This window comes from Rhodanobacter sp. C03, assembly GCF_002001175.1.
Taxonomy (GTDB): Bacteria; Pseudomonadota; Gammaproteobacteria; order Xanthomonadales; family Rhodanobacteraceae; genus Rhodanobacter.
In genome coordinates this window covers 564,955-577,959 of the sequence record NZ_MUNT01000001.1, presented here as the reverse complement: position 1 = coordinate 577,959, position 13,005 = coordinate 564,955, and the positions used below count along the sequence as shown (strand labels likewise).

12 protein-coding genes are annotated in these 13,005 nt (G+C 64.1%); 6 read left to right on the top strand and 6 right to left on the bottom strand.

Going from position 1 to position 13,005, the window contains the following annotated elements; translation table 11 throughout:
* Window positions 1–9: 9 nt before the first annotated feature.
* From B0E48_RS02435 to B0E48_RS02410, 6 genes are all read right to left on the bottom strand, one after another.
* On the bottom strand, window positions 10–1,524 hold the full coding sequence (locus B0E48_RS02435; protein ID WP_174566705.1) for an outer membrane beta-barrel protein: 1,515 nt from the start codon (window positions 1,522–1,524) through the stop codon (window positions 10–12).
* Between the two features lie 72 nt (window positions 1,525–1,596).
* Entirely contained in the window at window positions 1,597–1,815 is a 219-nt protein-coding gene (locus tag B0E48_RS02430; RefSeq protein WP_077515830.1) for a hypothetical protein, read from the bottom strand.
* Window positions 1,816–1,932: 117 nt separating this feature from the next.
* Window positions 1,933–4,005, bottom strand: coding sequence for a potassium-transporting ATPase subunit KdpB (gene kdpB / locus B0E48_RS02425; RefSeq protein WP_077515829.1), 2,073 nt, complete (start codon window positions 4,003–4,005; stop codon window positions 1,933–1,935).
* Between the two features lie 3 nt (window positions 4,006–4,008).
* Window positions 4,009–5,811 (bottom strand): potassium-transporting ATPase subunit KdpA, encoded by a 1,803-nt coding sequence (gene kdpA / locus B0E48_RS02420; RefSeq protein WP_077515828.1) that lies wholly within the window; start codon window positions 5,809–5,811, stop codon window positions 4,009–4,011.
* Window positions 5,808–5,900, bottom strand: coding sequence for a K(+)-transporting ATPase subunit F (kdpF, locus tag B0E48_RS02415; RefSeq protein WP_077515827.1), 93 nt, complete (start codon window positions 5,898–5,900; stop codon window positions 5,808–5,810). The genes kdpA and kdpF overlap by 4 nt, the downstream gene beginning before the upstream one ends.
* A gap of 243 nt (window positions 5,901–6,143) precedes the next feature.
* The gene (locus B0E48_RS02410) at window positions 6,144–7,118 is read right to left on the bottom strand and encodes a DedA family protein/thiosulfate sulfurtransferase GlpE (RefSeq protein ID WP_077516894.1); all 975 of its coding nucleotides are present in this window, start codon (window positions 7,116–7,118) and stop codon (window positions 6,144–6,146) included.
* A gap of 238 nt (window positions 7,119–7,356) precedes the next feature.
* Here B0E48_RS02410 and B0E48_RS02405 point away from each other — a divergent pair, with 238 nt between their 5' ends.
* From B0E48_RS02405 to B0E48_RS02380, 6 genes are all read left to right on the top strand, one after another.
* On the top strand, window positions 7,357–8,373 hold the full coding sequence (locus B0E48_RS02405; protein WP_077515826.1) for a polyprenyl synthetase family protein: 1,017 nt from the start codon (window positions 7,357–7,359) through the stop codon (window positions 8,371–8,373).
* A 243-nt stretch (window positions 8,374–8,616) separates the two neighbouring features.
* Window positions 8,617–9,234, top strand: a complete 618-nt coding sequence (locus tag B0E48_RS02400; protein ID WP_077515825.1) for a YceI family protein — start codon at window positions 8,617–8,619, stop codon at window positions 9,232–9,234.
* Entirely contained in the window at window positions 9,231–9,809 is a 579-nt protein-coding gene (locus B0E48_RS02395; RefSeq protein WP_077515824.1) for a cytochrome b, read from the top strand. Before B0E48_RS02400 ends, B0E48_RS02395 begins: the two co-directional genes overlap by 4 nt.
* Window positions 9,809–10,357, top strand: a complete 549-nt coding sequence (locus tag B0E48_RS02390; RefSeq protein ID WP_077515823.1) for a YceI family protein — start codon at window positions 9,809–9,811, stop codon at window positions 10,355–10,357. Before B0E48_RS02395 ends, B0E48_RS02390 begins: the two co-directional genes overlap by 1 nt.
* Before the next feature lie 12 nt (window positions 10,358–10,369).
* Window positions 10,370–11,737, top strand: a complete 1,368-nt coding sequence (locus tag B0E48_RS02385) for a GTP-binding protein (RefSeq protein WP_077515822.1) — start codon at window positions 10,370–10,372, stop codon at window positions 11,735–11,737.
* Between the two features lie 157 nt (window positions 11,738–11,894).
* Window positions 11,895–12,914: a magnesium and cobalt transport protein CorA gene (locus tag B0E48_RS02380; RefSeq protein WP_077515821.1), complete on the top strand. Its 1,020-nt coding sequence runs from the start codon at window positions 11,895–11,897 to the stop codon at window positions 12,912–12,914.
* The last annotated feature ends 91 nt before the right edge of the window (window positions 12,915–13,005 follow it).

The window sequence follows — 13,005 nt, the reverse complement described above, 5'->3', positions numbered from 1 at the left end:
ATCATTGCCTCAGTAGTGCAGGATCGCGTCGAGCAGCGCGGTCGCCTGGTAGTTCTTCCTTCCGCCGTCATACGCCGGGAAGTCGTAGGCACGCTCGTAACGCAGCTCCGGCCGGATCTCCAGATCCGGCGACACCCAGTGCGTCATGCCGATCGTGTGACTGGAATAGCGCGTGGCGAAGCCGGTGCGCTGGCCCTGCACGTCGTTGTAGAACTCGTTGCGGATCGAGACCATGTTGGTCGGGTTCAATTCAATGTTCAGATAGTTGACGATGCCGTAGGCCGGGTTGTTGCCGAGCGGGAAATTCGGCGCTTCACCGAGTGGATAACCCGGTTCGCCGACCGGCGCATGCGACTGCGACGGATCGGTGGCCAGCGACTGGTTGCGCACGTAGATGTGGTACGCCTCGGTCAGCATGTGCACGTTCGGGCTGAAGCGATGCCCCCAGGTCAGCACGAATTCCTGCAGGTTGTTATAGGTCTGGTTGGAGCGGTTGTACGACTCCACGCAGGGATACAGCATGTCGTTGTTGGACTTGGACACCCAGCGCACGCAGGCCTGCGCGCTCAACCGGCTGGTGCTGTCCCAGATCGCCGAATCGTCACCGCCATGTACACCCAGCTGCAGCGTCCACTGGTCGCTGAGCTTGGTCGTAGTGATCACACCCATGTTGGTATACGCATCGACCGTGTACAGAATCGAATGCGTCAGCAAGTAATTGTTCGGCGAGAACTGCGCCTCGATGTCGGGCAGCGAGAGGTAGCGACCGGCGGTGATCACCATGCCCTGCGCGACCCACGGGATGTACAGGTCGACATACGCGATCATCGGATCGTTGCCGTAGATCTTGCCGTTGAGCGGTTGGCTCGGCGCGGGGTTGTTGAGCAGTTGGTCGCTGGTGACACCCTTCATCGTGGTGTAGTGATAGTCGTAACCGTACAAATCGTCGAAATGGAAGCCCCAGTCGATGTGATCGGTCTGCACCGTGTCGGGAACGCGCTGGATGCGAAACAGCGCCTGGTCGAATTCCACCCGGTTCGGCCGCGTCGCATAGGACAGCGGGTAGTTGGTGAAACTCGAGCTACTGAGATTCATCGACGGATTGATCCAGCCGTACATCTCGATGCGATTCTTCTGCATCCAGCTACCCACGGCCGTGCACGACAGCGCCTTCTCCAGCGGGTATTGCGAGTTCTCGTCAGGCACACCGATCGGGAAATCCACGCCACCCAGCTGCCACTCGGCCGACGGGAACGGCGGCGAGCTGAACGGCGAATCCATGCCGCGGCGCTTGGCCGCGGGCGCGTTCGGATCGGCCGGCTGCGCGTCCTCGCGATAGGCCGCGGCCAGGCGGCTGAGGAATCCGGCCGAACAGTCATTGCTCGCGACATGCGCCACCGGTGCCGAGATGACCGATTGCGGATCGGACGTGCTGCTGCCTGACTCGGCAGTGGTGGCCATCAACTGACCGATCGGCAACATCGCGAACAGAACCGCACTGGAAATTACTTTTTTGCACAACATGGGAATCCCCTGCAAAAACGGCTCGTATCGAGCCGCGACTTTGGTGATGAAAGAATCGTGTTTCGTGTGGTCTCAGATACCGGCGTAGCCGCCGAGCACGTAGTCGTTCTCGGCACTATTCGCTGCGTTCTGGGGGCTCGTACCGGCGACGATGGCGGCGACCGGCTCGCTGCGCGGTCGCAGCGGCAGCGCGATCACCACGTCGCAGTCGGAGTCGTTGGCCGACAGGCGCAGCTCCATATCAGGATGGGTTTCGTCGGGCAGCGATACCGAAAGTTTCAGTGTTTGCATGACATAACTCCATGGAGAGAAACCGTCATCTCAGCGAAGGCCTGGACCCACATTCCGCGATACGCGAGGCTGCCGAGAAGCGATTCCGGCCTGCGCCGGAATGACGGGAAAAAGAAATCAGGCCAGTCCGCACAGGACCAGCAACATGTCGATGAGCTTGATGCCGAGGAACGGCACCACGATGCCGCCCAAGCCGTAAACCAGCAGGTTGCGGCGCAGCAGCGCACCGGCGCCGAGCGCGCGGTACTTCACGCCCTTCAGCGCCAGCGGAATCAGGAAGATGATGATCAGCGCGTTGAAGATCACCGCCGAAAGAATCGCGCTCTGCGGCGTCGCCAGATGCATCACGTTGAGTGTATTGAGCGCCGGATAGGTGGTGGCGAACGCGGCGGGAATGATCGCGAAGTATTTGGCGATGTCGTTGGAGATCGAGAACGTGGTCAGCGAGCCGCGGGTGATCAGCATCTGCTTGCCGATCTCCACCACCTCGATCAACTTGGTCGGGTTGGAATCGAGGTCGACCATGTTGCCGGCCTCTTTCGCGGCCTGCGTGCCGGTGTTCATCGCCACCGCCACGTCGGCCTGGGCCAGCGCCGGCGCATCGTTGGTACCGTCGCCACACATCGCCACCAGCCGGTTCTGCGCCTGGATGTCGCGGATCAGCTTGAGCTTGGCTTCCGGCGTGGCCTCGGCAAGGAAATCGTCGACACCAGCTTCGGCCGCGATCGCCGCAGCCGTGAGCGGGTTGTCGCCGGTGATCATGATGGTCTTGATGCCCATCCGGCGCATCTCGGCGAAGCGCTCCTTGATGCCGCCCTTGACGATGTCCTTCAGCTCGATCACGCCCAGTGCGCGTGCACCCTCGGTGACGATCAGCGGCGTGGCGCCGCGCCGCGCGATGTCCTCGGCCATGCGCTTGACCAGCGGCGGCAGGTGACTGTTCTGTGCCTCCAGGTGTTTCTCCACGGCATCCAATGCGCCCTTGCGGATCTGCCGCGTATCGAAATCGACACCGCTCATGCGCGTCTGCGCGGTGAACGGCACGAACTGCGCGTGCATCGCTTCGAGCTGCTGTTCGCGCAAGCCGAAGTTCTCCTTCGCCAACACCACGATGCTGCGACCTTCCGGCGTTTCATCGGCCAGCGAGGCCAGCTGCGCAGACTCGGCCATGACTTTTTCGTCAATGCCCGGCGCCGGATAAAACGCCACTGCCTGGCGATTGCCCAGGGTGATGGTGCCGGTCTTGTCGAGCAGCAGCACATCGACGTCGCCAGCTGCCTCGACCGCACGGCCGGAGGTGGCGATCACGTTGGCGCGGATCATCCGGTCCATGCCGGCGATACCGATCGCCGACAGCAGCGCGCCGATCGTGGTCGGGATCAGGCATACCAGCAGCGCGATCAGCACCGTGAGCGTGATCGGATGACCGATGCCCGCCGCCTGCACGCTGTAGATCGAATACGGCAGCAGCGTGGCGCAGGCCAGCAGGAAGATCAGGGTGAACTTCGCCAGCAGGATGGTCAGCGCGATCTCGTTCGGCGTCTTGCGCCGTTTGGAGCCTTCGACCATCGCGATCATGCGATCGAGGAAGCTCTCGCCCGGATTGCTGGTGATGCGCACCACCAACCAGTCCGACAGCACCTTGGTGCCACCGGTGACCGCGCTGCGGTCGCCGCCGGATTCGCGGATCACCGGTGCGGATTCACCGGTGATCGCGCTCTCGTCCACGCTGGCTGCACCGACCACCACTTCGCCGTCGCCGGGCGCCTGCTCGCCGGCCTCGACCAGCACGTGGTGACCGGTACGCAGATCACTGGAGGGAATGAAGGTAATCGCTGCATGGCGATCGGCCGACGCCAGTTTCTTCGCGATCACATCCTTGCGCGAACTGCGCAATGCATTGGCCTGCGCCTTGCCGCGGCCCTCCGCCAGCGCCTCGGCGAAGTTCGCGAACAACAGGGTGAACCACAGCCACAGGCTGACCCAGAAGATGAAGCCGGTCGGCGCCTCGCCGTGACCGGCGAGCGCCTGCGCCCACAACAACGTGGTCAGCACGCTGCAGACGAACACCACGAACATCACCGGGTTGCGGAACTGCAACCGTGGCGACAGCTTGCGGAACGAATCGGCCATCGCCGTGAGCACCAGCTCGCGGCTGAAGCCGCTAGCTGCTTGAGTTTGTGCGGTCATGATTCAGTGTCCCGACATCAGGGATTCGGCGATTGGCCCCAGGGCCAGTGCCGGAAGGAAGGTCAGCGCGCCGACCACGACCACCACGCAGGCCAACAGCGTGATGAACAGCGGCGTATGCGTAGGCAAGGTGCCAGCCGATTCGGGTACGTGGCGCTTGGCGGCGAGCGAGCCGGCCATCGCCAGCATCGCGATGGCGAGCGGGAAACGTGCAAGGAACATGCAGATGCCGAGCAGCACGTTCCAGAATGGCGTGTTCGCCGAGAGCCCGCCGAATGCACTGCCGTTGTTGTTGGAGGCCGAGCTGACCGCGTAGAGGATCTCGCTGAAGCCATGCGCGCCGGGATTGGCCACGCCTGCCACACCCGCCGGCGTCATCACCGCGATAGCCGTACCAATCACCACCAGTGCACACGGCAGCAGCACCGCAAGGCTGGCCATCTTCATCTCGTAGGCTTCGATCTTCTTGCCGAGGTATTCCGGCGTGCGACCCACCATCAGCCCGGCGATGAACACCGCCACCACGGCGAAGGCGAGCATGCCGTACAGACCCGAGCCGACACCGCCGAAGATCACCTCGCCCAGTTGCATCAGCCACATCGGCACCAGGCCGCCGAGCGGAGTCAGCGAGTCGTGCATCGCATTCACCGCGCCGCAGGAGGCGGCCGTGGTGATCGCCGCGAACAGGCCGGACGCGGCGATGCCGAAGCGGGTCTCCTTGCCTTCCATGTTGCCGCCGGCCTGCAGCGCCGAGGCATGCGCATCCACCGCCAGCCCATGCAGCGCCGGATTACCGGCCTGCTCAGCCGCCACCAGGGCGATCGTCAACGGGATGAAGATCACCAGCATGGTGGCGAGGATCGCCCAACCCTGGCGCCGGTCGCCCACCTGCTTCCCGAACATGTAGCAGAGCCCGCCGGGGATCAGCAGGATTGCCAGCATTTCGATGAAGTTGGAGAACGGCGTGGGGTTCTCGTACGGGTGTGCCGAGTTCGCGTTGAAGAAACCGCCGCCATTGGTGCCAAGCATCTTGATCGCGATCTGCGACGCGGCCGGGCCCATCGGCAAGGTCTGCGTCGCGAGCTGCGCAGGTTTGGTTTCCGGGTTGCCGGAGGCATCCTTGACAGGGTTGCCGGCAGCGTCGGTCACCGGTTGGGCATAGGTGCTGGTTTGCGCCACCGGTACATCGACATAGGACTTGAAGTTCTGCACCACGCCCTGCGACACCAGCAGCAAGGTCATCAGCAGCGACAGCGGCAGCAACACGTACAGCGTGCTGCGCGTGAGATCGACCCAGAAGTTGCCGATGCTGAGCGAACTGCGCCGGCTGAAGCCACGCACCACCGCCACCAGCACCGCGATGCCGGTCGCCGCGGAAAGGAAGTTCTGTACCGCCAGACCCAGCATCTGGGTCAGGTAGCTCATCGTCGACTCGCCGGCGTAGCCTTGCCAGTTGGTGTTCGTGGCAAAGCTGATCGCCGTGTTCATCGCCGAATCGGGCGACACCGCAGCAAAGTGTTGAGGATTCAGCGGCAACCACTGCTGCACACGCTGCAACAGGTAGACGACCAGCACGCCGAGAACGTTGAACAGCAGCATGGCCAGCGCGTAACGCTTCCAGCCCATGGCTTCGTCACCGCGGATACCGCACAGGCGATAGATCACGCGCTCCACGCCACCACCAAAACGGGTAACCCGGTTCGGCGCATCGGCAAACACCAGCGCCATATAGCTGCCGACCGGCTTCACCAGCAGCAGCAACACCACCAGGTACAGGCCGACCTGCAGGAAATCATTGGTGGTCATTCGAACCACTCCGGCTTGAGCAGGGCCACACACAGGTAGCCGGCCAGCGCCATGGCGATCAGGCCGGCGACGACATAAAGGACATTCATGACGGGAAACTCATGCAGTAGGGAAAGGCAGACACGGCGCACCGCGTTACTTGCGTGGACTCAGCCGATCGCAGATCAGCGCAAAGCCCAGCGTGGCCGCGCACAGCACGAGCAGGAACAACAGGTAGACGAAATCCATCGGCGTCGACTCCATGAAAGGACGACGCGCACTGTAGGAAGTGCCGTATAAGAACGGGGTATCGGGACAGCGGCTACGCGTATAGAACGCGTAAATTTTCCGGCTCAGGCCATCATATGCAGCGAATCATCAGCGGGATCAGCCGCCAGCCGCTCGACCATGTAGCCGGCCGCATCCCATGCATCGAGCCCACCCAGCAGCGGACGCACGTTGCGATAACCTATCCCCATCAGCAGCTTGGCCGCCTTGGCCGCGGAGACCTCGTTCGGGCAACTGCAATAGATCACCAACTCGCGCTCCGGCGAGATGTCCTGCAGCGCCCCGGCAACGCCATCCAGATCGGCCAGCAGCGCGCCGGGAATGATCCGTGTGTCGAGCAGACGTGCAGCTTGCGAGCGTACATCGACCACCACCGGAGTCTGCCCGTCGGCGATGGACTGATTCAATTCCTCCACCGTGATGCGCGCCATGCGCAGGGCAATCAGCAGGCGCCGACGCTGCCACCACTTGGCGGCGATGTAGAACGCGAGCAGAACGAGCAGCAACTCGAACGCGACGGTGCCGGCGCTGGCCATCGCCGCCAGCAGATCGTCGATCTGCGCGGCGAACACGTAACCGAGCCCGACCGCCACGCCCACCCACAGCAGCGAGCCGAGGCCATCCAGCAACACGAAGGTGCCGGCGCGCAAACCCATCGCGCCGACCAGCGGCGGCGCCACCGTCGACAGCCCCGGCACGAACTTGGCGATCAGCAACACGCGCCCGCGCCAGCGCTGAAAGCGCAATTCGGACTGCTTCACGCAGGAATCCGGCGACAGCGAGATGCGGCAGATCGTGCGCATCACGCCGGAACCGAAGCGCCGGCCCGCCCAGTACCAGAGCAGATCGCTGAGCAGGCAGGCGAGCACCGCGGCCAGTACCACGCCCGTCAGCGGCAACTTGCCATTCGCGCTCAGCGCACCGGCCACGATCATGGTCGGCACCGCCGGCACCGGCACGCCGGCCTGTTCCACCAGCACATTGAAGAACACCAGCAGCAGGCCGTACTGGGCGATCAACTCGATGATTTGATGGGCCATCGGATCGGTACTCGAGGCACGGTTCCGCATAAACCGCAGGCGCTCATGATTGGGCCGGCCAGCATCGATTGCAAACCGTTTCGGTTGCCCAGCGTGACATCCAGCCGCGCCGCCCCGACCCGCGCAAACAAGGTCTTTCGCCTGGAACATCGCCCTATGGATGCTGTCCAGGGCTGAAACCGCGGCGCAAGTCGCTGTGCGCCTCTATAATCAGGGCATACGCCGCCTTGAAGCCTCCATGAACTCGATGCCCGCCGACGCCAGCCGCCCCGCCGACTTCGCCCATGTGCGTGACCTTGCCGCTGCCGACATGCAGCGCGTCGATGCCCTGATCCGCCAGCGCTTGTCCTCGGACGTGGTGCTGATCAACCAGATCGCCGACCACATCATCGCCAGCGGCGGCAAGCGGCTGCGCCCGATGCTGCACGTGCTGGCCGCCGGCGCCGCCGGCTATCGCGGCGATCACCACACCAAGCTCGCCGCGATCATCGAGTTCATCCACACCTCGACCCTGCTGCACGACGACGTGGTCGACGAATCCGACCTGCGCCGCGGCCGCAAGACCGCCAACGCGCTGTGGGGCAACGCCGCCAGCGTGCTGGTCGGCGACTTCCTGTATTCGCGCTCGTTCCAGCTGATGGTGGAACTGGACGACATGCGCATCATGCGCATCCTCGCCGACACCACCAACACCATCGCCGAGGGCGAGGTGCTGCAACTGCTCAACATCGGCAACGCCGACGTCAGCGAAGCGGCCTATCTGGCGGTGATCGAACGCAAGACCGCGGTCTTGTTCGCCGCCGCCACCGAACTCGGCGGCATCCTCGGCGGCCTGCCGGAAGCGCAAGTAACCGCGCTGCGCCGCTACGGCATGGAACTCGGCTACGCGTTCCAGATCGCCGACGACCTGCTCGACTACACCAGTGACGCCGGCACCCTGGGCAAGAACATCGGCGACGACCTCGCCGAGGGCAAGCCGACCTTGCCGCTGATCTATGCGCTGGAACATGCTCAATCAGATCCGGCGAATCCAGAGCAGGTACAGTCCTTGCGCCACGCGATCGAACACGGTGGCCTCGACTCGCTCGACCGCATCATCGCCTCGATCCGCGACTCCGGCGCGCTGGAGCGCACTCGCGAACGGGCCGTGATTCACGCGCAGGCTGCGCGCGCGGCACTCGCCACGCTGCCTGCGTCCGCCTACCGAGATGCGCTGGCCACGCTAGCCGACTACTCGGTGCAACGCACGTTCTGACCGCGTTCGCGGAGTTCCTGTAGGAGCGACTTCAGTCGCGACGCTTCGGATTTGTTGTTGCTTCAGGGCAAAGAGCTTTCATACTCCTGCAGCGATCGAAAGCGTCGCGGCTGAAGCCGCTCCTACAAGAACCATGTGGCGGCGAGGGCAGCTGCACCCATCCGCAATTGGGTTGCCCAAGGAAACCAACCGTTCCGCCCCCGACGCTGGCACCGTCGCCGCCAATCGGCCAGACTTCGCCTCATGCCCCGTTTCCGCTCAATTCTTTGGCTGTTGTGGCTTGCAGCAGCGCTGCTGCCGCTGGGATCGGCGCATGCCGCCAGCGCCAGCTACCGCTACGACACGGTGCACAGCCAGATCGTCTTCAGCATAAGCCACGACGGCTATTCGCGGCCGTTTGGGCGGCTGCACATCGCCAAGGGCTGGCTGCGTTTCGATCAGGACGACTGGAGTACCGCGGCCACCGAGCTGGACATCGACCTGGGCAGTCTGGACATGGGCGATGCGGACTGGAACAAAGCTGTTTGCAAGCCAAACCTGCTCGACTGTACGCATGATCGCTATGCACACTTCGTCAGCGCCAGCGTCGAACGCAAGGATGCCCAGCACGGCGTGCTGCATGGCCAGTTGAGTTTGCGCGGTACAACCCAGCCACTGAGCATTCCGTTCACCTTCAACCGCGCCGGAAGCACAATCTACGGCATGCACGACGTGGCGGGCTTCTCTGCCAACCTCACGCTGGATCGCAATGCCTTCGGCATGACCAGCTTCTCCGGCTCGATCGGCCATCAGGTGAGCATCTGGCTGGAACTTGAGGCAATCCGCGACGACGCCACGCCCACTTCGAAGGAACAACCATGAGTCTGCGCAGCAATGACCGCCAATGGGGTTCGGTGGCCAAGTTCTTCCACTGGATCATCGCGCTGGCCATCATCGGCAACGGCATCTTCGGCCTGCTTATGGACCAGGCGCATTCGCCGATGCAGAAGATCAACTGGCTGGCCCTGCACAAGTCGATCGGCCTGACCGTGCTCGCGCTGTTCCTGCTGCGCGTACTGTGGCGCTGGAGTGATGGCCGCCCGCCGGAAGAACCGGGCCCGCGCTGGCAGCAACTGGCTGCGCGCCTCATCCACGCTGTGCTGTATGCGCTGATCGCAGCGATCCCGCTCAGCGGCTGGTGGTACAACTCCGTCACCGGCAAGCCGCTGCAATGGTTCAAGCTGTTCAACCTCCCGGCGCTGGGTGCGAAGAACGACGCCCTGCGCCACTTCTCGCATGGCGTACACGAGTACCTGTTCTGGCTGCTGGTGCTGGTGCTGGTGGCGCACGTCGGTGCGGCGCTGAAGCATCATGTGTTCGATCGTGACAACGTGCTGCGTCGGATGCTGCCGTTCGGCCGCCCGCGCAACGATTCCACTCCCCGAGGAGAATCCTGATGAAACGCGTTGCTGTCCTTTTGCTCGCACTCGCGCTGCCCTGTGCCGCTGCCGCAGCCGATTACAACGTGCAGCCTGCGGCTAGTACGCTCGGCTTCAGCGGGACGTTTCAGGGCGCTTCCTTCGATGGCAAGTTCGGCCAGTGGAACGCGGCGATCAGCTACGACGCGGCGAAGCTCGCCAGCTCGAAATTCGACGTGACGGTGACCCTGGCCAGCGTGAAGACCGGCGACAAGGATCGCGACGGTGCCCTGCCCGGCTCCGATTTCTTCAATGTGGCGAAATTCCCGCAAGCACACTTCGTGACAACCGGCTTCCATCAGAACGGTGCGCAAGTGATTGCCGACGGCAACCTGACCCTGCGCGGCGTGACCAAGCCAGTCAGCCTCAACGTGACGTTCAAGCCGCAGAGCAATGGCGCCACGCTGGACGTGGTCGGCACGGTGAAGCGCCTCGACTTCGGCGTAGGCACCGGCGATTACGCCGATACCTCGGTGATCGGTGCAGATGTGAAGATCAACGCACACCTGCAACTCGCGCCGAAATAAGCGGGCATCACGATGGCAGGCGACAAGCTGTGGCAACGCCTGCGCGGCTGGCTTGCACCCGAGCATGCCGGCACCATCGCGACACCCCCGCCGCGCAGCACCACGAACGGCTCGACGCGGGTAGCCGACAGCCTGCGCAACCTGCTCGATGATCCGACCATTCCAGCCTCGGTGCGCAGCGAGCTGGCCACCGATTTCGGTCGCATCGAGCACATGCTGGACAAGCTCGAACGCGGCGAGCTGCACGTCGCCGTGTTCGGCCGTGTCTCCACCGGCAAGTCGGCACTGGGCAACGCGCTGCTCGGCCGCGCGGCATTCACCGTCGGCGTCCTGCACGGCACCACCACCGACGCCGCGCACGCGATGCTCGACGAGGCACAGCACGACGGGCTGGTACTGATCGACACGCCCGGCATCAACGAACTGGATGGCGAAGCGCGCGAGCAGCTCGCGTTCGAAGTCGCCGAGGTCAGCGATCTGGTGATCTTCGTCTGCGACGGCGACCTCACCCGCGAGGAACTCGACGCGCTGAAGACGCTCGCCGCCACGCAGCGACCGCTGCTGCTGGCTTTGAACAAGGCCGACCGCTACGGCCGTGATGAATTGGGTAGCCTGCTCGAACATCTGCGCCTGCGCGTCAGTGGCCTGGTTCGCGCGGAAGACGTGCTGGCGGTGGCGGCACATCCCGCCGCGCAGCGGGTAATCGAAGTCGACGTGCACGGCCGTGAACAGGCGCATGAGCAAGCGCGCTCGCCCGACGTCGCCGCCTTGCGCGAGCGCCTGCTGGCGATTGCGGCACGCGAAGGCAAGACGCTGTCCGCGATCAATGCCGGGCTGTACGCCGGGCGGCTCACCGACCAGGTCAGTGCGCGCATCGCACAGACGCGGCAGGCGGTCGCCGCGAAACTGATCCGGCATTACTGCATCGCCAAGGGCGTGGCGGTCGCGCTGAATCCGATTCCGGTCGCCGATCTGCTCGCCGCTGCCGGACTCGATGCGGCGATGGTGGTGCAACTGTCACGCGTGTACGGACTGCCGCTGACCCGCGCCGAATCCGGCCGGCTGGTGGCAGTGATCTCGGCCCAGCTCGCCGCGCTGATGGGCGCGATCTGGGGGATGCAGCTGGTTGCCTCGGCGCTGAAGGGCGTCAGCGCCGGCCTGTCGGTGGTGGTCACCGCCGCCGCGCAGGGCGCGCTCGGCTGGTACGCCACCGTGCTGATCGGCCGCGCCGCCGAGCGCTATCTGATCGCTGGCAAATCCTGGGGCGAAGCCGGCGCCAAACGCGCCGTCGCCGAGATCGTCGCCAGCCTCGACCGCGATTCGATCCTGCGCGAGGCGCGCGAAGAAATTCTGAAGCGGCTGAAATCTCGCCGCGTGTAACCGCACCTTGCGCGCCATCACCTACCCTGTAGGAGCGGCTTCAGCCGCGATGCTCCTGCGTTCCAACCATGGAAACATGTCGCGGCTGAAGCCGCTCCTACAAAAAATTCGCGCTCCTGCAATTGCCCTGTCTTGCAGCGCCGGGCATCATGCGCCGATGAACCTGATCACGCCGCCAGCACCAGCACCGTCGACCACCGAGCAACCGATGGTGGTCAACTGCATCGCCTACAAGAACGACGGCAGCCGGATCGGCGACATCAGCCTCGACGCCATCAGCGACGTGCTGAAGGAACCGGACACCTTCGTCTGGGTCGGTCTGCACGAGCCGGACGAGACCCTGTTGCTGAAACTGCAGCAGGAATTCGGTTTGCACGACCTCGCGATCGAGGACGCACACGCCGCGCACCAGCGCACCAAGCTGGAGACCTACGGCGACTCGCTGTTCCTGGTGGTACAGACTGCCCAGCTGATCGAGGGTCATCTGGCCTTCGGCGAGACGCATTTGTTCCTCGGCCCGCGCTACCTGGTCAGCATCCGCCACGGCGCCTCGCTGTCGTATGCGCCGGCGCGGCGCACCTGCGAGCACACGCCGGCGCTGCTGGCGCTTGGCCCCAGCTACGCGTTGTACGGCGTGCTCGATTTCATCGTCGACAACCTGCTGCCGATCGTGCGCGACTTCCGCGAGGAACTGCAGCAGCTGGAACAGGACATCTTTGCCGAGACGTTCAAGCGCAGCACGGTGCGGCGGCTGTACGACATGCAGCGCGACCTGATGACGCTGCGTCTCGCGGTGGCACCGTTGCAGGACATCATCAGCCAGCTGGTGCGGCTGCATCCGAACCTGATCCCGGACGAACTGCGCGCGTATTTCCGCGACGTCTACGACCATGTGTTCCGCGTCAACGAATCGATCAACGCGATGCGCGAAATGCTCACCGCCGCGATCAACGTCAACCTCTCGCTGGTCACCTTCGGCCAGAACGAGGTGATGAAGAAACTCGCCGGCTGGGCCGCCATGCTCGCCGCGCCCACCCTGCTCACCAGCTGGTACGGCATGAACTTCACCCACATGCCCGAACTCAGCCAGCCGTGGGCCTATCCCGCCGTCGTGGTGGCGATGTTTTGCGTGGTCGGCGGTATCTATATCGGGCTCAAGCGGGCGAAGTGGCTGTGAGCCGAGACCGATTCGCCCTCTTGTAGGAGCGACTTCAGCCGCGACCGTGACGCATGTGCGTGGCGGGTCGCGGCTGAAGTCGCTCCTACAA